This is a genomic window from Streptomyces sp. NPDC016459, from assembly GCF_040632845.1.
Lineage (GTDB): Bacteria > Actinomycetota > Actinomycetes > Streptomycetales > Streptomycetaceae > Streptomyces.
Genome location: NZ_JBEYCR010000002.1, coordinates 765,923 through 792,451, shown reverse-complemented (window position 1 = coordinate 792,451; position 26,529 = coordinate 765,923). Strand labels below are relative to the sequence as shown.

Here is a 26,529-nt window from a genome sequence, read left to right as displayed (position 1 = left end):
CGGTCAGGCGGGCGTACCGGAGCCGGTGGAGGCGCCGGGGGCGGGCGGGCCGCCGAGGGTGGCGGAGGCGGAGTTGCTGGGGTTCTGCGTCGTTGTCGGCGCGACGGTCGGCGGCGTCGTCGGTGGGGTCGTACTCGGCTCCGGGTCCGTCGTCGGCGACGTGGTGGTCGGCTTCGGCGGCTTCGGTGTCGTCGAAGACGGCGACGGCCTCGTGGTCGTCGGGCGCGGCCCGCTCGTCAAGGTCGGAGTCGTCGGCGGGGCCGTCGTCTCCGTCGGGGTCGTCGTGGTCGTCGGGCTGTCCGAGGGCGACGGCGTACCGGACGTGGTGGACGTGGCCGCGTCCGACGGGTCCGACGGGGAGGTGCTGTCGGAGCCGGAAGGGCTCGGGGAGTCGGAGGGTGCGGGGTCGCCGCTCTGGCTCGGCGCACCCGCCTCGCCCTCGGCCGGCGGCTCCTCGGGGTCGGAGCCGTCGTCGGTGGAGCCCTGGGTGGCGGTGCTGTCGGAGGTGACGTGGTTGGTGGCCGGGTCCTCGCCGTTGCCGGAGGTGGCGCCGAGGGTCACGACGGTGCCGAGGACGGCGATGAGGAGCGCGCCCGCGCCGACGGCGGTGAGGTTGCGGCGGGCCAGGTTCAGGATGCCCGTCACCGGGCCGCGCCTGCCGGCGTCGTCACCTTCGGGGCGGGTGAGGAGCGTCGGGCTCTCGTCGGCGAAGCCGGGGAACGCGGGGGCCGGGGCGGCTGCCGGTGCCCGCCCGGCACCGCCGGGCAGCGGGGCCTTCCGTACGGGCCCGCCCGGCAGCGGCGCCGTGACGGGCTCCGGCGCCTGCCGTACGGGGAGGGCGGGGGTGCCGCGCGGCGGGGAGACGGGCTCCTCCGTGCCGGCCGGGGCCGGGGTGCCGCGCTCCCCGGAGAGGTCGGAGACGAGGGCCAGCGCCCGGCGGCCGGCGACGGTGCCGCGCTTGTCGGCGAGCACACCACGCAGCGCGATGGAGGCTTCGAGTTCGGCGCGGGCCCGCTCCAGGTTGCCGGTGCAGAGGGCGAGGACGCCGAGCTCGTGGTGGAAGTAGGCCTCCTCCGCGACCTCGCCGGTGAGCCGGGCGGCCTCCTGTCCGGCGCGCAGGGCACGCTCCCAGGCGCCCCAGTGCAGTCCGGCGGCGAGGGCGGGGGCGGCGGCGCGGGCGAGGAGGACGGCGGTGGCGCGGTGCTCGGCGGTGACGGCGGCGTCGGGTCCGGTTCCGGCGGCGGCGGTGCCCGAGCGGATGCCGGGTCCGGTGCCGGTGCCAGTTCCGGTCCCGGCTCCACCTGCCGCGCCCGCGCCCGCAATCAGGACGGTCAGGGCAGCGAGGAGGGCGTCCGATTCGGCGGCGGCCCGCTCCGGGGTGACGGAGGGGTGGGCGGTCCACCAGGCGTAGTGCTGGGCGACGGTGTGGGCGCGGGCGGCGGGCTCGGTCTCGTACCCCTGGGCGAGGAGCTGGGTGAGCACGCCGGCGGCGAGCCGGTAGCGGGGTCCGACCGGGGAGAGCAGGCCGCAGGCCATGAGTTCGCCGAGGGCGGCGTCGGCGTGGGTGTCACCGACGAGGGCCGGCAGATGGGCCTGGTGCGGGACCTCGCCGCCGAGGGCGACGGCGAAGCGGAGCGTGGTCTGGGCGGAGCGGCTGAGCCGGGAGGCGAGCAGGGCGGCGGGGGCGGCGCCCTCGCCGAGGCTGGGCAGAGGTATCTCGCGGAGTTCGACGTCGGGGTCGTCGATGCCGTCGAACGCGGCGGCGGCGACGGCCGCGGCCGCGTCGGGGTCGGTCGGCCCGAAGGCCTCTTCGAGGGCGCCGAAGGCGTCGAACTCGGCGGGGGTGACGCGCAGCCGGTCGCGCTGGCGGAGCAGGGCGCCGGCCTGCACGAAGCGCAGCGGCAGGCCTTCGGACTCGAACCACAGGTCGCCGGCCCAGTTGGCCTCGTCGTCGGTGAGGGTACGGCCGACGGCGCTCTCCAGGAGCTTCAGGGCGGCGCCGCGGCCGAGGCCGGCGAGGTGCAGTTCCTCGACGTGGGCGTCGGCCGAGGGGGCGGGGACGTCGGGGCGGGCGGCGAGGAGGAAGGCGCACTCGGGCGCGGCGGCGAGGAGTTCGTCGAGGGCGGCGCCGCCGAACTCCAGGTCGTCGACGACGACGACGGCGCCGATCTCGCGGAGCCGGTCGAGGAGGGCCTCGCGGCCCGGCCGGTGGTCGGGGGCGTACCGGACGGCGGCGAAGAGCTCGTGGAGGAGTTCGGAGGGGGTGCGGTGGTGGCCGGAGAGCCGGACGACTCCGTCGGGGGCGAGCCCGGCGCAGTCGGCGGCGACCGCGTCGAGGAGGGCGGTGCGGCCGGATCCGGCGGGGCCGGTGAGACGGGCGGTGCGGCCGCGGCCGAGGATGCCGACGAGGCGCTCGCGCTGTTCCTGGCGTTCGAGGAGGGGGAGCTGGGGCGCGGCGGGGCCCGCCGGGACGAGCGGGGCCGCGGCGCGGGCGGCCTCGGCGCGTTCCTCGGGGGTGCGGGGGCGGGGGGCGGCGGGTTCCTGTCCGGGCGGGCAGGGTTCGACCTCGCTGCCGTCGACGGGGTTGACGGTGACGAGCAGGTCGCCGGCGACGAGCCGGACGACGCGGGCACGCGCGGGTGCGGGCGCCGGTGCGGGCGTACCGCGTCCGTGGCGGGCGTCGTCACCCTCGGCGTCGTGTCCGTACTCCTCCGGCGCCCGGTCGATCGGGTCCATGGTCCAAGCCCCCAAGAAGCGGTGTCCGGTGCCCGCGGGTGGGTCCGTCAATGTGCAGGCGACCGAACCCTAGACCGTGGTCAGGCGGCCGGGAACAGGTGGGGTGCCCCCGAGACCAAGACGTCACGGTCTTGTGAGGATTGAGCGTGACGCCTGGTTCACACAGCTGCTTCACAGACGCCTTCACCGAGGACGGGAGTCGCTGGGGCTCACATCCGGGGCAGGGACTCCAGGGCGAGGCCGCCCTCGATGGCGAGGATGCGGTGCAGTCGGGTGGCGACGAGCAGCCGCTGCATCTGGGGCGGCACCCCGCGCAGGACGAGGCGCCGGCCGCAGCGGCCCGCACGCCGGTGGGCGCCCATGATGACGCCGAGACCGGTGGCGTCCCAGGAGTCGAGGCCGGTCAGGTCGAGCACCAGGTCGCCGACGCCGTCGTCGACGGCCGAGTGCAGGACCGTACGGGCGTCCGCCGCGCTGCGGACGTCGAGGCGGCCCCCGACGACCAGCTCGACGTGGTCGCCCCTGATGTGCATATGCGCTCCCCGAGAGTGCTCCGTCTTGCAACAACTGACTGCCGCACGGGCAGAAGCGTTGCGCCTTGTCAGCGAACCGGTACCGAAATTCACCCCGGAGGGTGAGGGTGGGATGGCGGGCCGGGCTCAGTACTTGTAGTAGCCCTGCCCGCTCTTGCGACCGATGTCACCCGCGTCCACCATCCGGCGCATCAGCTCCGGCGGTGCGAACTTCTCGTCCTGGGACTCGGTGTAGATGTTGTTCGCGGCGTTCACCAGGATGTCGATGCCGGTGAGGTCGGCCGTGGCGAGCGGGCCCATGGCGTGGCCGAAGCCGAGCTTGCAGGCGATGTCGATGTCCTCGGCTGTGGCGACACCCGACTCCTGGAGCTTGGCGGCCTCGACGACGAGGGCGGCGATGAGCCGGGTGGTGACGAAGCCGGCCACGTCGCGGTTGACGACGATGCAGGTCTTGCCGACCGACTCGGCGAACTCCCGGGCGGCGGCGAGGGTCTCGTCGCTGGTCTTGTAGCCGCGGACGAGCTCGCAGAGCTGCATCATCGGGACCGGGGAGAAGAAGTGGGTGCCGACGACGGCCTCGGGGCGTCCGGTGACCGCGGCGATCTTGGTGATCGGGATCGCGGAGGTGTTGGAGGCGAGGACGGCGCCGTCCTTGGCGACCTTGTCGAGCGCGCGGAAGATGTCGTGCTTCACGTCGAGGTTCTCGAAGACGGCCTCGACGACGACGTCCGCGTCGGCGACGGCTTCGAGTTCGGTGGTGGCGGTGATCCGGCCGAGTGCGGCCTCCGCGTCGGCGGCGTCCAGCTTGCCCTTCGCGACGAACCGGTCGTACGACGCCTTGATGCCGTCGGTGCCGCGGGTGAGGGCGGCGTCGGTGACGTCACGCAGGACGACGTCCCAGCCCGCCTGTGCCGAGACCTGCGCGATGCCGGACCCCATGAGTCCGGCCCCGATGACGGCGAGCTTCCTGGCCACGATGTTCCACCCCTCAACGCCTGTTCACTTCTGGCTCCTCGGCGGAGATTAGCGGTCGGGGGGCGTCATGTGACCGCGAAGTAATGCGCGTCACGCCTTGTTTGACGGACGTCACACTCACGGCACCCCGTTCGGGTGTCCCCATGGTCGCCCGATACCCCCTGGAGGTATGACATCGAGGGCACCCTGTCCGACGGCCGTCGTCCGATCGAGAGAAGTCGCCGTCATGCGTCCGTACGCCCTGGGGACCGCCCCCGCCCCCTGCTCCTGGCGGCGGCCGGGAGCGGGGTCTGCGCGCGGGCACCCTCAACACCGCCGCCGTCATCGGCCTCGGCGCGGCCGTCGGGGTGCTCGCGGCGGTGCGGGAGGAGGAGGCGGTACGGCTCGCGGGGTTGCGGGGCCGACGCCCTAGGCTGGGCCCATGGTCAATCTGACGCGCATCTACACCCGTACCGGCGACCAGGGCACCACGGCGCTCGGCGACATGAGCCGGACCGCCAAGACGGATCTGCGGATCTCGGCCTATGCCGACGCCAACGAGGCGAACGCCGCCATCGGTACGGCGATCGCCCTCGGGCAGCTCGACGAGGAGGTCGTGAAGGTCCTCGTCCGGGTGCAGAACGACCTGTTCGACGTGGGCGCCGACCTCTGCACGCCGGTGGTGGAGGACCCGAAGTACCCGCCGCTCCGCGTCGAGCAGGGGTACGTCGACAAGCTGGAGGCCGACTGCGACCGCTTCCTGGAGGAGCTGGAGAAGCTGCGCTCCTTCATCCTGCCGGGCGGCACGCCCGGCGCGGCCCTGCTGCACCAGGCGTGCACGGTGGTCAGGCGGGCGGAGCGCTCCACCTGGGCGGCGATCGAGGTCCACGGCGAGACGATGAACGCCCTGACGGCCACGTACCTCAACCGCCTGTCAGACCTGCTCTTCATCCTTGCGCGCACCGCGAACAAGGCGGTCGGGGACGTCCTCTGGGTCCCGGGCGGGGACCGCTGAGGGCCCGTGGGAGAAGTCCCGCGAGAGGCCGTGCGGGCTCTGCGGGGCCTGCGGGGCCTCCGGGGCCTTCTTCGGCCAGATCGCGTAGCTGAGCGCGATCAGGCCGTGGATGCCCGTCGCACGCCAGGCGACGAAGATCCAGTGGCGGAGCCCGTCGGTGTTCCCGTCGTCGCCGACGTACCAGCTCGCGAGGAGCAGCAGCAGTCCCGAGGCGACGGCCGCCGCGGCCACCGAGCCGAGCCAGATCGCACCCTCGTGGCGGGCGCGGGCCATCCCGTACTTGGGCGGCTTCGGGGGCGGCGGGGCGCCGCCGAAGCGGTGCGCGGCGTGGCCGTCGAGCCACTTCACGGTGCGGTGGCCGTGGCCGACGGTGTAGCCGATGTAGAGGGCGGCGAGGCCGTGCTTCCAGCTGGGGTCGGCGCCGTTCTTGAGGTCGATCGCCGTGACGACGAGGAGCAGGACCTCCAGGAGCGGCTCGCACAGCAGGATCGCGACACCCGTCCGGGGCATCCGCAGCACGTAGCGGGCGGCGAGTCCGGCGGCCAGCAGGACCCAGAAGCCGACTTCGCAGACGACGATCAGCGTGACGATCACGGCGGTTCCCCTTTCGGTTCCCCCTCAGCGTCCCGTGCATTCCGGCGGCATGCGTCGTCGCCGGTGACGAACTGCGTCTACATCCTTCGACGGAGGGGCGGATCGGCCCGGACGAGGAGGTCGCGGCACCGGCGGCCGTGTTGGATGAGTACGTGACGCTCCCCCGCCCGGAACTCCCCCGTCCGCCCCTGCGCCGCCCCGCGTTTCCCCGCCCGCACCGCGTCGACCTGCTCATCGCCGTCAGCGGCCTCGCCGGCGGTCTGCTCCTGTGGTCGTTCGGGCTGTACGTGACGGACGACCACGTCTTCGGGCAGCGCTGGGCGACGCTGATCCCGCTGACCGTGATGGCCGGGACGGAGGCCCTGCGGCGTACCGCACCGCGGTTCGCCCTGGTCGTCGCCACCCTGGCGATCGTCGGCGACCAGCTCACCCACGGCAATCTCGCCACGATCCTGATGTTCACGGACGTGGTCTACGCGGCGGTGGTCTACGGCACGCCCGCCCTGGCCCGGCGCGTCCCCTACACCACGGGGTTCATCACCGTCGCGACCACGGGCGTCCTCCTCGTCTGGTGGCAGAACGCGATCGCGCTGCTCGTGGGCGCGCTCACCGGCATGCTCTCCTTCCTGCCCGCGGTGACCGGCTCGATCGTGCGCAACCACCGCAACGCGGCGGACGCCGCCCGGCTGCGCGCGGAGCAGACGGCGCTCCTGGCCGAGATGGACCGGGCACAGGCGGTGGCGGCGGAGCGGGCCAGGATGGCGCGCGAGCTGCACGACATGGTGGCCAACCATCTCTCGGCCATCGCGATCCACTCGACGGCCGCGCTGTCGCTCGACGAACCGGCCACCACCCGGCAGGCGCTCACCGTGATCCGGGAGAACAGCGTGGCGGGCCTGACGGAGATGCGCCGGCTCATCGGGCTGCTCCGGGACAGCGGCGCCGAGACGGAACCGGCCGCCGCGCCCACCCTGGCGGGTCTCGACGCGCTGGTCACGCAGGCGGGGGCGAACGGCGGCCCCGCCGGGCTCGCCGTCGTCCTGGACGACACCCGCGGGTCGGCGGGAGGGCTGCCGGCGCCGGTGGAGCTGGCCGCGTACCGGATCGTGCAGGAGTCGCTGACGAACGCGCTCAAGCACGCGGCCCCGGGTGAGGTGCGGGTCACGCTCGCGCAGGGTCCGGGCTCGCTCTTCGTGACGGTGTCGAGTCCGTACGGGGAGCGCCCGGGGCCGACCGCGCCCGGTTCGGGGGCCGGTCTGGTGGGGATGCGGGAGCGGGTGGCGCTGCTCGACGGGGTCTTCGAGGCGGGTCCCGTCCCGGACGGCGGGGGTCGGAAACGATGGCGGGTACGGGCGGAGCTGCCCGTGGACAGGAACGACGGGGAGCGGGCATGACGGTACGGGTGGTGGTCGCCGAGGACCAGAGCGCGGTACGGGCGGGGCTCGTCCTCATCCTGGGCAGCGCGCCGGACATCGAGGTGGTCGGGGAGGCGGCGGACGGCGAGCGGGCGGTGGAGCTGGCGCGGGAGCTGCGGCCGGACCTGGTCCTGATGGATGTGCAGATGCCCCGGATGGACGGGGTGACGGCGACGGGGATCGTGGTCGCGGAGCGGCTCGCGGACGTGCTGGTCCTGACGACGTTCGATCTGGACGAGTACGTCTTCGGGGCGCTGCGGGCGGGCGCGGCCGGTTTCCTCCTGAAGAACGCGGAGGCGGGGGAGCTGATCGACGCGGTGCGGACGGTGGCGCGCGGTGAGGGGCTGATCGCTCCGGCGGTGACCCGGCGGCTGATCGCGGAGTTCGCGGCGCCGAGCCGGCCCGCGCGGACCTCGGATCCCGCGGTGCTGACGTCGTTGACGCCCCGGGAGCGGGAGGTTCTCTCGGCGGTCGGGCAGGGGTTGTCGAACGCGGAGATCGCGGTACGGCTCGACATGGCGGAGGCGACGGTGAAGACGCACGTCAGCAAGGTGCTGGGGAAGCTGGAGCTGCGGAGCCGGGTACAAGCGGCGGTGCTGGCGCAGGAGTTGGGTGTCTGAGGGACGGCCGCGACGTTGGTCTGGACCTCTTGACGATTGGTCCAGACCTTCCTACGCTCGCGGGGCGCGCGCATCTTCACGGACCACCCCCACCCTTGTCCGTCCGCAACTTGAGGAGCACCGTTGAGCACTCAAGCACCGACGCGCAGAACAGGGTTCAGACACCGTGCCGCCGCCGGTCTGACCGCCCTGATCCTGCCCCTGGCCGCCATGGTCGGCCTCGCCACCCCCGCCGAAGCCGCCACCTCGGCCACGGCCACGTACACCAAGACCCAGGACTGGGGCACCGGATTCGGTGCCAACTGGACGGTGAAGAACACCGGCACCACCACCATCAACTCCTGGACCGTCGAGTGGGACTACCCCGCCGGCACATCCGTCACCTCCGCCTGGGACGCCACCGTCACCGGCTCCGGCACCCACTGGACCGCCAAGAACGTCGGCTGGAACGGGACCCTCGCCCCCGGCGCCTCCGTCTCCTTCGGCTACAACGGCGCCGGCCCCGGCGCCCCCACCGGCTGCAAGATCAACGGCGCCCCCTGTGACGGCACCAGCCAGCCCGGCGACAACGCCCCCTCGGCCCCCGGCACCCCCGCCGCCTCCGCCATCACCGACACCTCGGTGAAGCTCACCTGGACCGCGGCCACCGACGACAAGGGCATCAAGAACTACGACGTCCTGCGCGACGGCACCAAGGTCGCCACGGTCACCGGCCTCACCCACACCGACCAGGGCCTGACCGCGGGCACCGACTACAGCTACACGGTCGTCGCCCGCGACACCGTCGACCAGACCGGCCCCGCCGCCGGACCGGTCGCCGTCCGCACCACCGGCGGAGGCGGCGGGCAGCCCCTCCCCAACGCGGTGAAGATGGGCTACTTCACGAACTGGGGCGTCTACGGCCGCAACTACCACGTGAAGAACATCGTGACCTCGGGCTCCGCGTCCAAGATCACCCACATCAACTACGCCTTCGGCAACGTCACGGGCGGCAAGTGCACCATCGGTGACGCCTACGCCGACTACGACAAGGCCTACACCGCCGACCAGTCCGTCGACGGCGTCGCCGACACCTGGGACCAGCCGCTGCGCGGCAACTTCAACCAGCTGCGCAAGCTGAAGAAGGCCTACCCCAACATCAAGATCCTCTGGTCCTTCGGCGGCTGGACCTGGTCCGGCGGCTTCGGCCAGGCCGTGCAGAACCCGACCGCCTTCGCCCAGTCCTGCTACGACCTGGTCGAGGACCCGCGCTGGGCCGACGTCTTCGACGGCATCGACCTGGACTGGGAGTACCCCAACGCCTGCGGTCTCTCCTGCGACACCAGCGGTCCCGCCGCCTTCAAGAACATGATGCAGGCCATGCGCGCCAAGTTCGGCGCGAACAACCTGGTCACCGCGGCCGTCACGGCCGACGCCTCCGCCGGCGGCAAGATCGACGCCGCCGACTACGCGGGCGCCGCGCAGTACATGAACTGGTTCAACGTCATGACGTACGACTTCTTCGGCGCCTGGGCGGCGAAGGGCCCGACGGCCCCGCACTCCCCGCTCACCTCGTACGCCGGCATCCCGCAGGCGGGCTTCAACTCCGCCGAGGCGATCGCCAAGTTCAAGGCGAAGGGCGTCCCCGCCAACAAGCTGCTGCTCGGCATCGGCTTCTACGGACGCGGCTGGACCGGCGTCACCCAGTCCGCCCCCGGCGGCACGGCGACCGGACCGGCTGCGGGCACCTACGAGCAGGGCATCGAGGACTACAAGGTCCTGAAGAGCTCCTGCCCGGCCACCGGCACCGTCGCGGGCACGGCGTACGCCCACTGCGGCACCAACTGGTGGAGCTACGACACCCCGGCCACGGTCACGTCCAAGATGAACTGGGCGAAGAACCAGGGCCTGGGCGGCGCGTTCTTCTGGGAGTTCAGCGGTGACACCGGCAACGGCGAGCTCGTCGGCGCCATCAACACCGGCCTGAACTAGCCCCTGCCGGAGAAGCGAGAAGCGGGGGACGGCGCAGCACGCCGTCCCCCGCTTCTTCACGCCCTACGCGACGTTCACCCTCTGCCCCGGGGGCGCCGCCTCGAGCCAGGCCATGAAACCGGTCCGCGCGTCCTCGCTCATCGCCAGCTCCAGACGCACACCCTCGTACATACAGGGCTGGATCACCGCGTCCGAGAGCAGCGCGAGCTCCTCCTCGCCCTCCGGCATCCGGCGCTCCAGGGCCACGATCGACGAGCGCTCCAGGACCCGGCGCGGGCGGGGCGCGTACGAGAAGACACGGAACCAGGCGATCTCGTCACCGCTGTAGCGGGCGACGCCGTACACCCAGCCCTTGCCGCTCGGATCCGGATCGTCCGGGACGTTCCAGTGCAGGGAACAGTCGAAGGTGCCGCCGGCCCGCTGGAGCAGCCTGCGGCGCAAGCCGAAGACGAAGAGCCCGATCACCACCAGTGCGACGACCAGGCCGCACACGAGCAGAGCGAGGAACATCTTCACCGACCTCCTCGCTGCGTCCCGTAGCCGGCACCGCCGGCAGAACCGAATACAACCTGCAACTGCATCGCCTCAGCCGCGGCACGCTCCGGGGAATCCCGGACCGTGCCGCGGCTGAGGGCACTACTCGGCGCGGACCGTCAGCGGACCGCTACCGCGCGCAGCCGGACGTCGGCGCGCCGCTCGGCGGCCGCGTCGGAATCCGACTTCGCACGCTCCAGCGCGCGCTCGGCGCGCTGGGCGTCGATCTCGTCCGCCAGCTCGCAGATCTCCGCGAGCAGTGACAGCTTGTCGTCGGCGAACGAGATGAATCCGCCGTGCACGGCGGCGACGACGGTCGTGCCCTCGCTCGTACGGATGGTCACCGGGCCCGACTCCAGCACACCGAGCAGCGGCTGGTGGCCGGGCATGACGCCGATGTCGCCGGAGGTGGTACGCGCGATGACCAGGGTGGCCTCGCCGGACCAGACACTCCGGTCCGCGGCGACCAGCTCGACGTGCAGCTCAGCAGCCAAGGGTGGCTCCTCGGGTCACCACCCGGCGGTCGAGCCGGGTGTTGGGGTCAATTCTAGTGGGCGTGGTGAGGGGGGCGGGACAGGTCCCGCCCCCCTCGGGCGGTACGGGGCTCAGGAGACGCCGAGTTCCTTGGCGTTGTTCTTGAGGTCCTCGATGCCACCGCACATGAAGAACGCCTGCTCGGGGAAGTGGTCGTACTCACCGTCGCAGATCGCGTTGAACGCGGCGATCGACTCGTCGAGCGGAACGTCCGAACCGTCCACACCGGTGAACTGCTTCGCCGCGTGGGTGTTCTGGGACAGGAAGCGCTCGACACGCCGGGCGCGGTGGACAACGAGCTTGTCCTCCTCGCTCAGCTCGTCGATACCGAGGATCGCGATGATGTCCTGGAGGTCCTTGTACTTCTGCAGGATTCCCTTGACGCGCATGGCGGCGTCGTAGTGGTCCTGCGCGATGTAGCGCGGGTCCAGGATCCGGGACGTGGAGTCCAGCGGGTCCACGGCCGGGTAGATGCCCTTCTCGGAGATCGGACGGGAGAGAACCGTCGTCGCGTCGAGGTGGGCGAAGGTGGTGGCCGGAGCCGGGTCGGTCAGGTCGTCCGCGGGGACGTAGATCGCCTGCATCGAGGTGATCGAGTGACCACGGGTCGAGGTGATGCGCTCCTGGAGGAGACCCATCTCGTCGGCCAGGTTCGGCTGGTAACCCACCGCGGAGGGCATACGGCCGAGCAGGGTGGAGACCTCGGAACCGGCCTGGGTGAAGCGGAAGATGTTGTCGATGAAGAACAGCACGTCCTGCTTCTGCACATCGCGGAAGTACTCCGCCATGGTCAGACCGGCGAGGGCCACGCGCAGACGGGTGCCCGGGGGCTCGTCCATCTGGCCGAAGACCAGCGCGGTCTTGTCGAGAACGCCGGCCTCCTCCATCTCGACCATGAGGTCGTTGCCCTCACGGGTGCGCTCGCCGACGCCCGCGAAGACCGACACACCGTCGTGCAGCTTGGCCACACGGACGATCATTTCCTGGATCAGAACAGTCTTGCCGACACCGGCACCACCGAACAGACCGATCTTTCCACCCTTGACGTACGGGGTGAGAAGGTCGACGACCTTCAGGCCGGTCTCGAACATCTCGGTCTTGGACTCGAGCTGGTCGAAGGCCGGGGCCTTGCGGTGGATCGTCCAGCGCGGCGCGTCGGCCACGGTGGACTCGTCGTCGTTCAGCACCTGACCCAGCGTGTTGAACACGCGGCCCTTGGTGACGTCGCCGACGGGGACGGTGATGCCCGTGCCGGTGTCGGTCACCGGGGCCTGGCGGACCAGACCGTCGGTGGGCTGCATGGAGATGGCGCGGACGACGCCGTCACCGAGGTGCTGGGCGACCTCGAGGGTCAGCGTCTTGGTCGCGCCCTCCTCGGTCGGGTCCATGACCTCGACGTGCAGCGCGTTGTAGATCGCCGGCATCGCGTCGACGGGGAACTCCACGTCGACGACCGGGCCGATGACCCGGGCGACGCGGCCCGTGGCGGCGGCCGTCTCAACAGTGGTCGTCATTACTTGTCACTCCCCGCGGTCGCGTCGGCCAGGGCTGCGGTGCCACCGACGATCTCGCTGATTTCCTGGGTGATTTCGGCCTGGCGGGCCGCGTTGGCAAGTCGGGAGAGATTGCTGATCAAGTCTCCCGCGTTGTCGGTCGCCGACTTCATCGCGCGGCGCGTGGCGGCGTGCTTGGAGGCAGCCGACTGGAGCAGCGCGTTGTAGATACGGCTCTCGACGTACCGGGGCAGCAGGGCGTCGAGGACGTCCTCCGCCGACGGCTCGAAGTCGTACAGCGGACGGAGCGTGTCCGTTCCGCCGGCCTCCTTCGCGACCTCGTCGAGGCTGAGGGGCAGCAGCCGGGCCTCGACCGCGGTCTGCGTCATCATCGAGACGAACTCGGTGTAGACGATGTGGAGCTCGTCCACACCACCCTCGGCCGTGTCCTTCTCGATCGCTTCGATCAGCGGGGCCGCGATCGTCTTGGCGTCGCCGTACGACGGCTGGTCCGTGAATCCGGTCCACGTACCGGCCAGCTTCCGCTCACGGAAGTTGTAGTGCGCGATGCCACGACGGCCGACGACGTAGACCGCGACCTCGCGACCTTCGCCTTCGAGCTTCGCCGTCAGCTTCTCCGCCGCCTTGATGGCGTTGGAGTTGAACGCGCCGGCCAGACCGCGGTCGCTCGAGAGGAGCAGGACCGCGGCACGGACGGGGTTCTCCGCCTCGGTGGTCAGCGGGTGCTTGTCGTTCGCACCCGTGGCCACCGCCGTGACCGCGCGCGTCAGCTCGGTCGCGTACGGAGTGGACGCCTGCACCTTGCGCTGCGCCTTGACGACGCGCGAGGCGGCGATCATCTCCATCGCCTTGGTGATCTTCTTCGTCGCGGTGACGGATTTGATGCGACGCTTGTAGACCCGGAGCTGCGCTCCCATGAGTCAGGTCCCTTCCGTCGTCACTTCGAGGCGTTGACGGCGGCAGGAGCGTCCTCGCCCAGCAGCTTGCCGTCAGAGGTCTCGAACTGCTTCTTGAACTCCGCGATCGCGTCGGCGACGGACTGCAGGGTGTCGTCCGACATCTTGCCGCCCTCACGGATGGAGGTCATGAGGCCGGAGTGGCTCTGGCGGAGGTACGCCAGGAGCTCGGCCTCGAAGCGGCGGATGTCGGCGACCGGGACGTCGTCCATCTTGCCGGTGGTGCCGGCCCAGACGGAGACGACCTGGTTCTCGGTGGGCATCGGCTGGTACTGAGCCTGCTTGAGCAGCTCGACCATGCGCTGTCCACGCTCCAGCTGCGCCTTGGAGGCCGCGTCCAGGTCCGAACCGAAGGCGGCGAACGCCTCCAGCTCACGGAACTGGGCGAGGTCCACACGGAGGCGACCGGAGATCTGCTTCATCGCCTTGTGCTGGGCGGAGCCACCGACACGCGAGACCGAGATACCGACGTTCAGAGCCGGACGCTGGCCGGCGTTGAACAGGTCGGACTCCAGGAAGCACTGGCCGTCGGTGATGGAGATGACGTTGGTCGGGATGAACGCCGACACGTCGTTCGCCTTGGTCTCGACGATGGGCAGACCCGTCATCGAACCGGCACCGAGCTCGTCCGAGAGCTTCGCGCAGCGCTCGAGGAGACGCGAGTGCAGGTAGAAGACGTCACCCGGGTAGGCCTCACGGCCCGGCGGGCGGCGCAGCAGCAGGGACACGGCGCGGTAGGCGTCGGCCTGCTTCGACAGGTCGTCGAAGACGATCAGGACGTGCTTGCCCTGGTACATCCAGTGCTGACCGATGGCGGAACCGGTGTACGGCGCCAGGTACTTGAAGCCGGCCGGGTCGGACGCCGGGGCGGCGACGATCGTCGTGTACTCGAGCGCGCCGGCCTCTTCCAGGGCGCCGCGAACGGACGCGATGGTCGAGCCCTTCTGGCCGATGGCGACGTAGATGCAGCGGACCTGCTTGTTCACGTCGCCCGAGCGCCAGTTGTCGCGCTGGTTGATGATCGTGTCGACGCACAGCGCCGTCTTGCCGGTCTGACGGTCGCCGATGATCAGCTGACGCTGGCCACGACCGACGGGGGTCATGGCGTCGACGGCCTTGTAACCGGTCTCCATCGGCTCGTGCACCGACTTACGGGCCATGACGCCCGGGGCCTGCAGCTCGAGGGCGCGGCGGCCCTCGGTCGCGATCTCGCCGAGACCGTCGATCGGGTTGCCGAGCGGGTCGACGACGCGACCCAGGTATCCCTCACCGACACCGACGGAGAGGACCTCGCCGGTGCGCTGCACCGACTGCCCCTCCTCGATGCCGCTGAACTCGCCGAGGACGATCGCGCCGATCTCGCGCTCTTCGAGGTTCAGTGCGAGACCGAGGGTCCCGTCCTCGAACTTCAGCAGCTCGTTCGCCATGGCCGAGGGAAGACCCTCGACCTTCGCGATACCGTCACCGGCCAGGCTGACCGTGCCGACCTCCTCGCGCGAGGCCGCGTCCGGCTGGTACGACTGGACGAAGTTCTCCAGTGCGTCCCGGATCTCCTCCGGCCGGATCGTGAGCTCCGCCATCTGGGTTCCCTGCTCTCCTTGTTGGGCCCGAAGTTTCTTAAGGGGTCTGGGGGCCGACCCCCAGGAATCTTCTGCAATCTCTGCACGGCCCAACCGGGCCGCTGGTGATGCTGTGTAGCTGTGCTGCCTTGTGCTGTGCTGCCTTGTGTCGCGGTGGACGCGTCAGCCGGCCAGTCGGCGGGTCGCCTCGTCGAGGCGCTCCGCGATGGACCCGTTGATGACCTCGTCGCCGACCTGCACGGTGATCCCGCCGAGGACCGCCGGGTCCACGTCCAGGTTCAGGTGCATCTCGCGGCCGTACAGCTTGGCCAGGACGGCACCGAGGCGCTGCTTCTGCTGGTCCGACAGCGGCACCGCCGAGGTGACGACGGCGACCATCCGGTTCCGGCGCGCCGCGGCGAGCTTGGACAGGGACTCGAGTCCCGCTTCCAGGCTACGTCCCCGGGGCTGGGTCACCAGACGGACGACCAGGCGCTCGGTGGCCGCGTGGGCCTTGCCGCCGAGCAGGCTGCGGAGCAGCTCGCCCTTGGCGGTGGCCGTGGCCGCCTTGTCCGTCAGCGCCGAGCGGAGCTCGGGGCTGGAGGACACGATCCGGCCGAACCGGAACAGCTCGTCCTCGACACCGTCGAGCGCGCCCACCTTCTGCGCCGCGGTGAGGTCGGCGGTGCTCGCCAGTTCCTCGGCCGCGTCGACCAGGTCACGCGAGCGCGACCAGCGGGAACGCACCATGCCGGACACCAGGTCGACGGTCACGCCGCCCACCTGGCCGCTCAGGAGTCGCTGCGCGAGCTCGGCCTTGGCCTCACCCGACTGCGCGGGGTCGGTCAGGACCCGGCGCAGCGACACCTCGCGGTCGAGCAGCACGGTGACGGCGGCCAGCTCGTCCGCGAGCTTCGTCGCGTCGACCGGGGTGTTGTCGGTCAGCGCGTCGAGGGACTCGCGGGCGGCGGACAGTGCCTCGCGGCTCGCTCCGTTCATCGGACGGCCTCGGCCTTCTCCTCGAGCTCGTCGAGGAAGCGGTCGATCGTGCGGCTCTGGCGGGCGGTGTCCTCGAGGGACTCGCCGACCAGCTTGCCGGCCAGGTCGGTGGCGAGCTTGCCCACGTCCTGACGCAGCGACGCGGAGGCGGCCTTGCGGTCGGCCTCGATCTGCGTGTGGCCGGCCGCGATGATCTCCTCGCGCTGGCGCTGGCCTTCCGCCTTCATCTCCTGGATGATCGCGGTGCCCTGCTCCGTCGCCTCCTGGCGAAGACGCGCGGCCTCGTGGCGGGCCTCGGCGAGCTGGGCCTTGTACTGCTCCAGCACACTCTGAGCCTCGATCTGGGCCGACTCGGCCTTCTCGATGCCACCCTCGATGGCCTCGCGACGCTGCTCCAGAACCTTGTTGATGTTCGGGAGGAGCTTCTTGGCGAGGAAGCCGAAGACGATGACGAAGGCGATCAGGCCGATGACGAGCTCGTCGAGATGCGGGATCAGAGGAGGCTGGGGCTCCTCCGCTGCCGCAAGAAGCAGAGCGTTCACATCAGTGCCTTCCGTAAAAAGAATCGGGCAGTCGGTCCGGCTTACTTGTAGACGAAGCCCATGACGATGCCGATGAGGGCGAGCGCCTCACAGAAGGCGAAACCCATGATCTGGTTGGTACGGATCAGGCCGGCAGCCTCGGGCTGACGGGCGAGGGCCTGGGTGCCGTTACCGAAGATGATGCCGACGCCGACGCCGGGGCCGATGGCCGCGAGGCCGTAGCCGATCGAGGCGACGTTTCCGTTGACGGCGGCGAGAGTCTCGAGAGCGGACATGCCGGTTCTTCCTTCTCTTTCAAGGACCCGGTGGGGGTTGGCCACCGGACGACTGTGGGTTAAGGGGAGTGGTGCTGCTGCCGGGCCGGACTCAGTGGTGCTCGGAGAGCGCGCCCTGGACGTAGCTGCAAGCCAGGAGGACGAAGACGTACGCCTGGACGGCCTGGATGAAGAGCTCGAAGGCGGTCATGATGAGGACCATCACGAACGAGGCGCCGGCGTAGACGAAGCCGAGGCCGTTCATGAGGTACCAGGTGGCCAGCGAGAACATCACGATGAGCAGGTGACCGGCGAACATGTTCGCGAACAGTCGGACCGCGTGCGTGAAGGGCCGGATGAGCAGGTTGGAGAAGAACTCCAGGACGACGACCAGGGGAAGGATCGGGCCGAGCGACTTGTCGTAGCCGACGATGTTCTTCCAGCCGCCGACGAAGCCGTGCTTCTTGAAGGTCAGCGAGATCCACAGCACGTAGACGATCAGCGCGAGGGCCGCCGGGAAGGCGATCAGCGAGGTGACCGGGAACTGCGCGAGCGGGATGATGGACCAGAGATTCATGATCCATACGAAGAAGAACAGCGACACCATCAGCGGGACGTACTTCTCGCCGTCCTTCTTGCCGATGATCTCGTAGACGATGCCGCGGCGCACGAAGTCGTAACCGGCCTCGCCGACCATCTGCATCTTGCCGGGGATCAGCTTGGGCTTGTTGAAGGCGGCCCAGAAGAACCCGACGACCACGAGCGAGCCCAGGATCGCGAGCAGCATGGGCTTCGTGAACTCGAAGCTTCCCCATGTGGCGATCGGCTCGTACATGAACGTGTGCAGGCCCGGCGCCGGGAAGCCGCATCCGGTGAAGATGTGGCAATCCGGGTCGAAGGCAAGCGTCTGGTCAGCACTCACCGCGGGCTCCTTCAGCGTGGCGCATAGGTACGGCAACCTCGATGTGTCGGCGCGGCACGCAGCCGCGGGTCGGCACTGGACTGGTCTTACGGATAAGAGGGCGGCGGTTCGGCATCGAGCCTCGCGCTGGGACAGGCGTCTCGGATGCCCGCGCCCGCAGTGCCGCAGTTGGCACCGGACGATAGCAGGAAGCCGAACGCGGCTTTATCCCGGCCCTACCCTTCACGACTTCGACCCCGACTTCTCGGGTTCGACGTACATGATCTTGGCCTTCATGTAGGCCCTGGCCTGTGCGGCGACCCACACCACGGTCGTCGCGAGAAGCGTGAACGCGAAGGCCTTGAAATCGAACAGCGTCGTGTCCTTGAGCAAGGCCAGGAAGATGAACAGCAGCAGAAGCTGGGCCGTGTAGAGCATCAGCCCCATGGCCTGGAACAACTGCGGGAGCTTCCTCGCCGTCCGCTGCAGGACCACCAGACCGATACCCATGAAGAGGACCACGACCAGGGTGCCGACGACAGCGCCGACCGCACCCTTGCCGCCCGCGACCACCCCACTGACGACCGTGGCGATGACGCCGACGGCAACGGTGGGGAGGGCGGTGGGCAACAGGATGCGTGCGTCGTTGGACGGCATGGCGGTGTCTCCGCTTGCTGAAGGGGGCGATGGTGTCGTCAGGGACGAGCGTAAGCCCGGTCCGAGGTGGGTCTCGGGGCCAACAGACCGTCGCACTACGGTCTTTCGGCTCTGGCGCCGGGTCTCGTGAACCGTATCACAAACTATTTGAATAGGTCTTTACCCAGAAGGTGTGCCAACTGTCACACATGAGAGTTACCCCGCGCGTGTGTGCGCGACGGGAGAGCGCCTTGTCTGGTAATGACCGCGGTCGCGGCGGTTCGTCAACTCGGCGTTCCGGCCTTCCGCCGGTCGGTGAAGCGCGCGCGGTTGCCGATGGCCGTGGAGCCGTGGAGCCCGGCCGGCACCGGAACCCGCTCCTCCTCGACCGCGACCGGCTCCACGACGGGGGCCGGCTTGCGGCGACGGTAGCGGGGAGGGACCACGGACTGCGCCCAGCGGGGGGCACGCGGCGTGAAGCGCGGCAACAGGAGCAGCACCAGGCCGATCGCGCTCAGCGCGACGACGCAGAGGACGATCCACATCGACGCCGAGTGGACCGAGTACGCCAGCGTCCCGAAGGCGATCAGCGCCGACCAGAAGTACATGATCAGCACCGCGCGGCTGTGCGAGTGCCCGATCTCCAGGAGCCGGTGGTGCAGGTGCCCGCGGTCGGCCGCGAACGGCGACTGGCCGTTCCAGGTCCGGCGCACGATCGCCAGGACCAGGTCCGCCATCGGGATCGCGATGATCGTCAGCGGCAGCAGCAGCGGGATGAAGACCGGCAGGGCGGCGTGGGTGGCCTCGCGGGTCGAGCCCTCGAAGATCTTCAGCGCGTCCGGGTCGACCTGGCCGGTGATCGAGATGGCCGAGGCCGCCAGGATCAGGCCGATCAGCATCGAGCCGGAGTCGCCCATGAAGATCCGCGCCGGGTGCATGTTGTGCGGCAGGAACCCCAGGCACATGCCCATGAGGATGACCGTGAAGAGCGTCGCGGGGGCGGCGGCCTCGATCGTGTAGCCGTACCAGAGGCGGTACGCGTACAGGAAGAAGGCGGCGGCGGCGATGCAGACCATGCCGGCGGCGAGACCGTCGAGACCGTCGACGAAGTTGACGGCGTTGATGGTGAGGACCACCAGGGCGACGGTCAGCAGCGTGCCCTGCGCCGGGGTCAGCAGAACCACGCCGACGCCCGGGATCGGCAGCCACAGGATGGTCAGACCCTGGACGACCATCACGCCCGCCGAGATCATCTGCGCGCCCAGCTTGATCAGCGCGTCCAGCTCGAACTTGTCGTCGAGGACGCCGATCAGCCAGATCAGGGCGGCGCCGGAGAGCAGCGCGCGCGGCTCGTTGGAGAGCTCGAAGACACTGCTCAGGTTCTGCAGGTGGTCGGCGACGAGGAGGCCCGCGCACAGCCCGAAGAACATGGCGATGCCACCGAGCCGCGGAGTCGGTTCTCGGTGTACGTCGCGGGCGCGGATCTCCGGCATCGCCCCGGTCGCGATGGCGAACTTGCGCACCGGACCGGTGAGCAGATAGGTCACCGCGGCCGTGACACAGAGCGTCAGCAGGTAATCACGCACGGGCTGCCCCACAGGAATCGCTGGCCATCTCAGCCCCACACCCTAGCCGTGCCGTCCATGTGCTAGGAGACACGCGGGGGGTCCGAACGGTTGCGTCCGGGCTTTCCGCGTTCTTCCCTCAGCGTCCATACGGGGGAAATCGCCCGGTCAGCGCCCGTACCTCCGCCCGTACCCGGGCGGTCTCCGCGGCGTCGTCGCGCAGCGCTGCGGTGAACAGCGAGGCGATCCTCGTCATCTCCGGGGTGCCCATCCCCTGCGTGGTGACGGCCGCCGTGCCGAGCCGGATGCCGCGTCCCTCCCCGTGGGGCAGGGCGCAGGTGTCGAGCACGATGCCGGCGGCGGCGAGCCGGGCGCGGGCGGTGCGGCCGTCGATGCCGAGGGGCGCCGGGTCGGCGGTGATGAGGTGGGTGTCGGTACCGCCGGTGGTCACGGCGAAGCCCTCGGTGGCGAGCGCGGTCGCCAGGAGCCGGGCGTTCTCGACCACCTGATGCGCGTACGCGGTGAACGCCGGGGTGGCCGCCTCGCCGAACGCCACCGCCTTCGCCGCGATCGTGTGCATCTGGGCGCCGCCCTGGGTGAACGGGAACACCGCCCGGTCGATCCGCCCCGCGAGGTCGTCACCGCACAGGATCATGCCGCCGCGCGGCCCCCGCAGCACCTTGTGGGTGGTCGCGCAGACCACGTCGGCGTACGCCACGGGGCTCGGGGCCGCTCCCCCGGCGACCAGGCCGATGGGGTGGGCGGCGTCCGCGATGAGGTAGGCGCCGGCCTCGTCGGCGATCTCGCGGAAGACCGCGTAGTCGAGGTGGCGGGGGTACGAGATGGAACCGCACACGATCGCCTTGGGGCGGTGGTGGCGGGCGAGCGCGGCGACCTGTTCGTGGTCGACGAGCCCGGTCTCGGCGTCCACGCCGTACGGGACGAAGTCGAACCAGCGGCCGGAGAAGTTGGCGGGCGACCCGTGCGTGAGGTGCCCGCCGTGGTTCAGGCCCATGGCGAGCACCGTGTCACCGGGCCTGAGAAGGGCCGCGTACGCCGCCAGGACGGCCGAGGAGCCCGAGTGGGCCTGGACGTTCGCGTGGTCGGCGCCGAACAGCGCGGTGGCCCGCTCCACGGCGATCCGCTCGGCGGCGTCGGCGTACGCGCAGCCGCCGTGGTGACGGGCGCCCGGATAGCCCTCGGCGTACTTGTTGGCGAGCGGGGAGCCGAGGGCGGCGAGGACGGCGGGCGAGGTGAAGTTCTCGGCGGCGATCAACTGCAGGCTGTCGGCCTGCCGTCGCGCCTCCCCGAGCAGCACGTCGGCGACCTCCGGGTCCTGTCGGCGCAGGACGTCGAGTTCCTCGGCGGGGGGAGCGGTGACCGACATGTCACCAATGTAGGCACACACCCCCCACCCCGCCCGCCGAGACCGGACTGCCGTCAGCCCCGCGCGCGTACGCCCGTCAACGCCGTCACCACGGGGTCCAGCGCCTGGTTGAGCCCCACCCCCGACGCACCCCTCGCACCACTCGGCCCCGAGGGGCCTCCCGGGCATCGGGACGCCGCGTCGGACTCCGCCCGCCGGACGTGGCGGAGGAGGTCCCTCAGCCCCGCGAGCTGACGCCCGTCAACGCCGTCACCACGGGGTCCAGCGCCTGGTTGATCTCGTCGCCGATCGAGCGGAAGAAGGTGATGGGGGCGCCGTACGGGTCGTTGACCTCGTCCGCGTCCACCGAGGGGGCCAGGAGCCAGCCGCGCAGGGCCGCCGCCGCGCGGACCAGGGCGCGGGCGCGTTCGACCATGCCCTCGTCGCGGGCGTCCGGGAGGGTGGCCGGGTCGATCGCCCGGACCAGGCGGGTGAACTCCTTCAGGGTGAAGGTACGCAGGCCCGCCGAGTGGCCCATCGAGATGACCTGCGCCCGGTGGTCACGGGTCGCCGTCAGGACCAGGTCCGCGCGGATGACGTGCTCGTCGAGGAGCTCGCGCCCCACGAAGCCGCTGTAGTCCGCGCCGAAGTCGGCGAGGACCAGTTCCGCGTTGGCCTCCATCGGGGCGCCCTCGTGGCCCCAGGTGCCCGCGCTCTCCACGATCAGACCGCCGCCGAGAGGGTCGCCGAGGCGGTCGCTCAGGGCATGGCGGGTCAGCCGCTCGGTGATCGGCGAGCGGCAGACGTTGCCGGTGCTGACGTGGAGGATGCGGAAGGTGTTGCTGTCGTCGAACCCCGCTATGCCACGCCCCTCAAGGGCGGTCAACTGGCCACCTCGAGGTCGGGTACGACCTTCCGGAGCTCCTCCGGCGACAGCGCGCCCTCGCGCAGCAGCACCGGGACCCTGCCCGTGACGTCGACGATGGACGAGGGGACGATGCCGGGGGTCGGGCCGCCGTCGAGGTAGACGGAGACGGAGTCGCCGAGCATCTGCTGGGCCGCGTCGCAGTCCTCGGGGGACGGGTGGCCGGTGAGGTTGGCCGAGGACACGGCCATGGGGCCGACCTCGGTGAGCAGCTCGATGGCGACCGGGTGCAGCGGCATGCGGACGGCGACGGTGCCCCGGGTGTCGCCCAGGTCCCACTGGAGGGACGGCTGGTGCCGGGCGACGAGGGTGAGCGCGCCGGGCCAGAACGCGTCGACGAGCTCCCAGGCCTGCTCGGAGAAGTCCGTGACCAGGCCGTGGAGGGTGTTCGGGGAGCCGATGAGCACGGGCGTGGGCATGTTGCGGCCACGGCCCTTGGCGGCGAGCAGGTCGGCCACGGCCTCACCGCTGAAGGCGTCCGCCCCGATCCCGTACACGGTGTCGGTGGGCAGCACGACCAGCTCGCCCCGGCGGACGGCGGACGCGGCTTCGCGCAGACCGGTCACACGGTCGGTCGCCTCGTTGCAGTCGTATCGCCGTGCCATCAGTTCCCGGCCTCCTTGTACACGTGATTCGTCATGCCAGTCATGCCAGTCATGGCGTTGCCTTGCGCGCGGTCGCGAAACGCGGCCGGTTGTTCAGGTCGGGGTGGTCGGCGGCGTCGGCCCAGCCGGCCTCTTCGTTGAAGATCCACGGCACCTGCCCGCCCTGGGTGTCCGCGTGCTCGACGACGACGAGGCCGCCGGGCCGGAGCAGCCGGTGGGCGGTGCGCTCGATGCCGCGGATGGTGTCGAGGCCGTCCTCGCCGGAGAAGAGGGCCATCTCCGGGTCGTGGTCGCGGGCCTCGGGCGCGACGTACTCCCATTCGGTGAGCGGGATGTACGGCGGGTTGGAGATGACCAGGTCGACCTGGCCGTCCAGCTCCGGGAGGGCGGTCAGCGCGTTGCCCTGGTGGACGGAGACGCGCGATCCCTCGGCGTTCTTCCGGGTCCAGACCAGGGCGTCGTCGGAGAGCTCCACGGCGTGGACGCGCGAGCGGGGCACCTCCTGGGCCATGGCGAGCGCGATGGCGCCGGAGCCGGTGCAGAGGTCGACGATGAGGGGTTCGACGACGTCCATGGCGCGTACGGCGTCTATCGCCCAGCCGACGACCGACTCGGTCTCCGGGCGGGGCACGAAGACCCCGGGTCCTACCTGGAGCTCCAGGTAGCGGAAGAACGCCCGCCCGGTGATGTGCTGGAGCGGCTCGCGGGCCTCGCGGCGGGCGACCGTCTCCCAGTAGCGGGCGTCGAAGTCCACGTCCTTGACGTTGTGCAGCTCCCCCCGCTTCACGCCGTGCACGAACGCGGCGAGCTCCTCGGCGTCGAAACGCGGTGAGGGGACGCCTGCGTCGGCCAGCCGCTGGGTGGCCTGGGCCACCTCGGCGAGCAGCAGACTTCGGGGGCCTGGGGGTCGCCCCCCAGAAAGTGACTGCACGCTGGTCCTCCGTGGTGCGGGGTGGGGCTTGACGGAACTTACGCCACTTACGCCGCGGCGAGCTTGGCGGCGGAGTCGGCGTCGACGCACGCCTGGATCATCGGGTCCAGGTCGCCGTCGAGCACCTGGTCCAGGTTGTACGCCTTGAAGCCGACGCGGTGGTCGGAGATCCGGTTCTCGGGGAAGTTGTACGTACGGATCTTCTCGGACCGGTCGACGGTGCGGACCTGGCTGCGGCGGGCGTCGGCGGCCTTGGACTCGGCCTCCTCCTGCGCGGCGGCGAGCAGCCGGGACCGCAGGATGCGCATGGCCTGCTCCTTGTTCTGGAGCTGGCTCTTCTCGTTCTGGCAGGAGGCGACGATGCCGGTCGGCAGGTGGGTGATGCGGACGGCGGAGTCGGTGGTGTTGACCGACTGGCCGCCGGGGCCCGACGAGCGGTAGACGTCGATGCGCAGGTCGTTGGCGTGGACCTCGACCTCGACCTCCTCGGCCTCGGGCGTGACGAGCACGCCGGCGGCGGAGGTGTGGATGCGGCCGGCCGACTCGGTCGCGGGCACGCGCTGCACGCGGTGCACCCCGCCCTCGTACTTGAGGCGCGCCCAGACGCCCTGGCCGGGCTCGGTGGCGCCGTTGCCGCCCTTGGTCTTCACGGCGACCTGGACGTCCTTGTAGCCGCCCAGCTCGGACTCGGTGGCGTCGATGATCTCGGTCTTCCAGCCGACGCGCTCGGCGTACCGCAGGTACATGCGGAGCAGGTCGCCGGCGAAGAGGGCGGACTCGTCGCCGCCCGCGCCCGCCTTGATCTCCAGGATGACGTCCTTGTCGTCGCTGGGGTCGCGCGGGACGAGGAGCAGTCGGAGCTTCTCGGTGAGCTCCTCCCGGTCCTTCTCCAGCTGCTTGAGCTCGGCGGCGAAGTCGGGATCGTCGTGCGCGAACTCGCGGGCGGTCTCGATGTCGTCACCGGTCCGCTTCCAGGCCCGGAAGGTGGCGATGATCGGGGTCAGCTCGGCGTAGCGCTTGCTGAGCTTGCGCGCGTGTGCCTGGTCGGCGTGGACCGAGGGGTCCGCGAGCTTCGTCTCCAGGTCGGCGTGCTCGCCGACCAGTTCCTCGACCGCCTCGAACATCGGGGGGCTCCTGGTCTTTTCGTCTGCTGCTACGGGGACGGCAAAGCGCCGGTCCCGGCCACCCGCGCGGGGCGACCGTGGACCGGCGCAGGGGCTCGCTACTTCGCGGCGGAGCCGGCCTTGCCGAAGCGGGCCTCGAAGCGGGCCACGCGGCCGCCGGTGTCGAGGATCTTCTGCTTGCCCGTGTAGAACGGGTGGCACTCGGAGCAGACCTCGGCACGGATGGCGCCGTCGGTCAGGGTGCTCCGGGTGGTGAACGACGCGCCGCAGGTGCAGCTGACCTGGGTCTCGACGTACTCGGGGTGGATCTCGCGCTTCAAGGTGTCTCCTAGTTTCGGGAGGGCTCCGGGTCGCTTCCGCGGGTTGCGGCGAACGTGAACCGGGGCCGACGTACCAGTCTGCCAGGACCGGCCGTATCTCCCAAAACCGGGGTCGGGCCGGAAGTATTCCGGACGTGGCTCCTGAGCGGTCCGGGGGCTACTTCACGACACCGTCGGCCTTGCCGGTGGCCGCGTCCTTCGTCGCCGACGCGGGGATCGGAAGGTCGTTCCCGAGGGCCGTCCAGACCTGCCGGGCCTCGGCGTCCAGGGGGACGACGCGGTTGCGGTCCCGGGGGTCGTACTCGACGGGCAGGGTGACCATGTGGACGTTCTGGGCGCCGATGCCGGACAGGCCCTTCGCGAAGCCCATCAGCTCCTGCACGGAGTCGAGTTCGGAGTCGGGGGTGATGGCCTTGGTGGCCGCGTCGGCGAGGCCGAGGAGCTTCGTCGGGTCGGTGAGGACGCCGACGTCCTTGACCTGCTCGACGAAGGCCTTCATGAAGGCCTGCTGGAGCTGGATGCGGCCGAGGTCGCTGCCGTCGCCGACGCTCTTGCGGGTGCGGACGAGGCCGAGGGACTGCTCGCCGTCGAGGGTGTGGGTGCCCGGTTCGAGGTCGAGGTGGCTCTTGTCGTCCTTGATGGGCGCGGTGGTGGTGATCTCGACCCCGCCGAGTTCGTCGATGAGCTTCTTGAAGCCGGTGAAGTCGACCTCGACGTAGTGGTCCATGCGGATGCCGGACATCGCCTCGACCGTCTTGACGGCGCAGGCGGGGCCGCCGACCTCGTACGCCGTGTTGAACATGGCCCGTCGCTCGCCGGCGACGGTGGCGCCCTGGTCCCCGGTGCACGAGGGGCGGTCGACGAGGGTGTCGCGGGGCAGCGAGACGACGCTGGCCCTCTTGCGGCCCTCGTGGACGTGGACGACCATCGCGGTGTCGGAGCGGGCGCCGCCCTCGTCCTTGCCGTAGGCGTCGTTGTCGCCCGAGCGGGAGTCGGAGCCGAGGACGAGGATGTCCATGGAGCCGTCGTCGACGTCGTCGGGGCGGTCGTCGCCCAGCTGGGCGTTGATGTCGACGGCCTCGATGTTGCCGTCGAGCCTGACGTACACGTACCCGAGTCCCGCGCCCCCGAGGACGAGGACCGCGAGGGCCCCCGAGACGAGGATCGCCGGTCGCCGGCTGCGCCTGGCCCGCGGTCTGCGGCGGCTGCCGTTCCCCGCGCCGCCTATTCGGCCGCTCTTGCTCTGCTCGGTCATCGTCATCCCTCGGCCCTCGGTTCACCATGTGTGACGGCGAAGCGCCCGAAAGGGTTGCATACGGACCTGTGAGGTGTGGCCGGGCACAGCACTGCGCCCACCGTGCGGGGCACGGTGGGCGCAGGGTTCACGCAGGTCACGGCGCGGTTACGGGCGCGGGGCCCGGCCTTC

General features: G+C 70.8%; 26 protein-coding genes. 4 read left to right on the top strand and 22 right to left on the bottom strand.

The genetic code is table 11. The annotated features are described in order from the left end of the window. Positions 1 to 3: 3 nt before the first annotated feature. The 3 genes from ABZ567_RS09315 to ABZ567_RS09305 form a co-directional block, all read right to left on the bottom strand. Positions 4 to 2,736: an ATP-binding protein gene (locus ABZ567_RS09315; protein WP_360786220.1), complete on the bottom strand. Its 2,733-nt coding sequence runs from the start codon at positions 2,734 to 2,736 to the stop codon at positions 4 to 6. 209 nt (positions 2,737 to 2,945) lie between these two features. Next, entirely contained in the window at positions 2,946 to 3,269 is a 324-nt protein-coding gene (locus tag ABZ567_RS09310; protein WP_190154759.1) for an STAS domain-containing protein, read from the bottom strand. 126 nt (positions 3,270 to 3,395) lie between these two features. Then, positions 3,396 to 4,244: a 3-hydroxyacyl-CoA dehydrogenase family protein gene (locus tag ABZ567_RS09305; RefSeq protein ID WP_360786218.1), complete on the bottom strand. Its 849-nt coding sequence runs from the start codon at positions 4,242 to 4,244 to the stop codon at positions 3,396 to 3,398. A 421-nt stretch (positions 4,245 to 4,665) separates the two neighbouring features. Between ABZ567_RS09305 and ABZ567_RS09300 the strand changes: the two genes are divergently transcribed. After that, complete coding sequence (locus tag ABZ567_RS09300; RefSeq protein WP_360786216.1) at positions 4,666 to 5,238, top strand: cob(I)yrinic acid a,c-diamide adenosyltransferase; 573 nt, start codon at positions 4,666 to 4,668, stop codon at positions 5,236 to 5,238. Here the strand turns inward: ABZ567_RS09300 and ABZ567_RS09295 are convergent. Beyond that, on the bottom strand, positions 5,158 to 5,832 hold the full coding sequence (locus ABZ567_RS09295) for a hypothetical protein (protein WP_360786214.1): 675 nt from the start codon (positions 5,830 to 5,832) through the stop codon (positions 5,158 to 5,160). The genes ABZ567_RS09300 and ABZ567_RS09295 overlap by 81 nt on opposite strands. Before the next feature lie 152 nt (positions 5,833 to 5,984). Here ABZ567_RS09295 and ABZ567_RS09290 point away from each other — a divergent pair, with 152 nt between their 5' ends. From ABZ567_RS09290 to ABZ567_RS09280, 3 genes are all read left to right on the top strand, one after another. Then, complete coding sequence (locus ABZ567_RS09290; protein WP_360786213.1) at positions 5,985 to 7,226, top strand: histidine kinase; 1,242 nt, start codon at positions 5,985 to 5,987, stop codon at positions 7,224 to 7,226. Next, entirely contained in the window at positions 7,223 to 7,867 is a 645-nt protein-coding gene (locus tag ABZ567_RS09285; RefSeq protein ID WP_360786211.1) for a response regulator transcription factor, read from the top strand. The genes ABZ567_RS09290 and ABZ567_RS09285 overlap by 4 nt, the downstream gene beginning before the upstream one ends. Positions 7,868 to 8,077: 210 nt before the next feature. Beyond that, entirely contained in the window at positions 8,078 to 9,838 is a 1,761-nt protein-coding gene (locus ABZ567_RS09280) for a glycoside hydrolase family 18 chitinase (RefSeq protein WP_360786525.1), read from the top strand. Positions 9,839 to 9,901: 63 nt separating this feature from the next. Here the strand turns inward: ABZ567_RS09280 and ABZ567_RS09275 are convergent, their stop codons facing one another. The 18 genes from ABZ567_RS09275 to ABZ567_RS09190 form a co-directional block, all read right to left on the bottom strand. Then, positions 9,902 to 10,348, bottom strand: coding sequence for a DUF2550 domain-containing protein (locus tag ABZ567_RS09275; RefSeq protein WP_360786210.1), 447 nt, complete (start codon positions 10,346 to 10,348; stop codon positions 9,902 to 9,904). Positions 10,349 to 10,491: 143 nt separating this feature from the next. Further along, the gene (locus ABZ567_RS09270) at positions 10,492 to 10,866 is read right to left on the bottom strand and encodes a F0F1 ATP synthase subunit epsilon (protein ID WP_360786208.1); all 375 of its coding nucleotides are present in this window, start codon (positions 10,864 to 10,866) and stop codon (positions 10,492 to 10,494) included. A gap of 111 nt (positions 10,867 to 10,977) precedes the next feature. After that, positions 10,978 to 12,420, bottom strand: coding sequence for a F0F1 ATP synthase subunit beta (atpD, locus tag ABZ567_RS09265; RefSeq protein ID WP_360786206.1), 1,443 nt, complete (start codon positions 12,418 to 12,420; stop codon positions 10,978 to 10,980). Further along, complete coding sequence (locus ABZ567_RS09260) at positions 12,420 to 13,337, bottom strand: F0F1 ATP synthase subunit gamma (protein ID WP_360786204.1); 918 nt, start codon at positions 13,335 to 13,337, stop codon at positions 12,420 to 12,422. Before ABZ567_RS09260 ends, atpD begins: the two co-directional genes overlap by 1 nt. Positions 13,338 to 13,357: 20 nt before the next feature. Further along, positions 13,358 to 14,956: a F0F1 ATP synthase subunit alpha gene (atpA, locus tag ABZ567_RS09255; protein ID WP_360786202.1), complete on the bottom strand. Its 1,599-nt coding sequence runs from the start codon at positions 14,954 to 14,956 to the stop codon at positions 13,358 to 13,360. Positions 14,957 to 15,118: 162 nt separating this feature from the next. After that, a complete protein-coding gene (locus ABZ567_RS09250; RefSeq protein ID WP_360786201.1) occupies positions 15,119 to 15,934 on the bottom strand; it encodes a F0F1 ATP synthase subunit delta in 816 nt (271 codons plus the stop codon). Then, positions 15,931 to 16,476, bottom strand: a complete 546-nt coding sequence (locus tag ABZ567_RS09245; protein ID WP_073808580.1) for a F0F1 ATP synthase subunit B — start codon at positions 16,474 to 16,476, stop codon at positions 15,931 to 15,933. The genes ABZ567_RS09250 and ABZ567_RS09245 overlap by 4 nt, the downstream gene beginning before the upstream one ends. 41 nt (positions 16,477 to 16,517) lie before the next feature. After that, the gene (gene atpE, locus ABZ567_RS09240; RefSeq protein WP_010474382.1) at positions 16,518 to 16,751 is read right to left on the bottom strand and encodes an ATP synthase F0 subunit C; all 234 of its coding nucleotides are present in this window, start codon (positions 16,749 to 16,751) and stop codon (positions 16,518 to 16,520) included. Positions 16,752 to 16,842: 91 nt separating this feature from the next. After that, the gene (atpB, locus tag ABZ567_RS09235) at positions 16,843 to 17,652 is read right to left on the bottom strand and encodes a F0F1 ATP synthase subunit A (protein WP_073808583.1); all 810 of its coding nucleotides are present in this window, start codon (positions 17,650 to 17,652) and stop codon (positions 16,843 to 16,845) included. 222 nt (positions 17,653 to 17,874) lie between these two features. Further along, a complete protein-coding gene (locus ABZ567_RS09230; RefSeq protein ID WP_360786198.1) occupies positions 17,875 to 18,288 on the bottom strand; it encodes a hypothetical protein in 414 nt (137 codons plus the stop codon). 263 nt (positions 18,289 to 18,551) lie between these two features. Beyond that, a complete protein-coding gene (locus tag ABZ567_RS09225) occupies positions 18,552 to 19,853 on the bottom strand; it encodes an MraY family glycosyltransferase (RefSeq protein WP_360786196.1) in 1,302 nt (433 codons plus the stop codon). A 118-nt stretch (positions 19,854 to 19,971) separates the two neighbouring features. Then, the gene (gene glyA, locus ABZ567_RS09220) at positions 19,972 to 21,219 is read right to left on the bottom strand and encodes a serine hydroxymethyltransferase (RefSeq protein ID WP_360786194.1); all 1,248 of its coding nucleotides are present in this window, start codon (positions 21,217 to 21,219) and stop codon (positions 19,972 to 19,974) included. A 217-nt stretch (positions 21,220 to 21,436) separates the two neighbouring features. Then, complete coding sequence (locus tag ABZ567_RS09215) at positions 21,437 to 22,084, bottom strand: protein-tyrosine-phosphatase (protein WP_360786193.1); 648 nt, start codon at positions 22,082 to 22,084, stop codon at positions 21,437 to 21,439. Continuing rightward, positions 22,081 to 22,728: an L-threonylcarbamoyladenylate synthase gene (locus tag ABZ567_RS09210; RefSeq protein ID WP_360786191.1), complete on the bottom strand. Its 648-nt coding sequence runs from the start codon at positions 22,726 to 22,728 to the stop codon at positions 22,081 to 22,083. The genes ABZ567_RS09215 and ABZ567_RS09210 overlap by 4 nt, the downstream gene beginning before the upstream one ends. A 49-nt stretch (positions 22,729 to 22,777) precedes the next feature. Then, the gene (gene prmC / locus ABZ567_RS09205; RefSeq protein ID WP_360786189.1) at positions 22,778 to 23,659 is read right to left on the bottom strand and encodes a peptide chain release factor N(5)-glutamine methyltransferase; all 882 of its coding nucleotides are present in this window, start codon (positions 23,657 to 23,659) and stop codon (positions 22,778 to 22,780) included. Between the two features lie 47 nt (positions 23,660 to 23,706). Next, entirely contained in the window at positions 23,707 to 24,783 is a 1,077-nt protein-coding gene (prfA, locus tag ABZ567_RS09200; RefSeq protein ID WP_360786188.1) for a peptide chain release factor 1, read from the bottom strand. Positions 24,784 to 24,881: 98 nt separating this feature from the next. After that, positions 24,882 to 25,103 carry a 50S ribosomal protein L31 gene (rpmE, locus tag ABZ567_RS09195; RefSeq protein ID WP_360786186.1) on the bottom strand — a complete coding sequence of 74 codons (222 nt, stop codon included), beginning with the start codon at positions 25,101 to 25,103 and terminating at the stop codon, positions 24,882 to 24,884. 157 nt (positions 25,104 to 25,260) lie between these two features. Beyond that, entirely contained in the window at positions 25,261 to 26,358 is a 1,098-nt protein-coding gene (locus ABZ567_RS09190) for an LCP family protein (protein ID WP_360786185.1), read from the bottom strand. Positions 26,359 to 26,529: the final 171 nt, after the last annotated feature.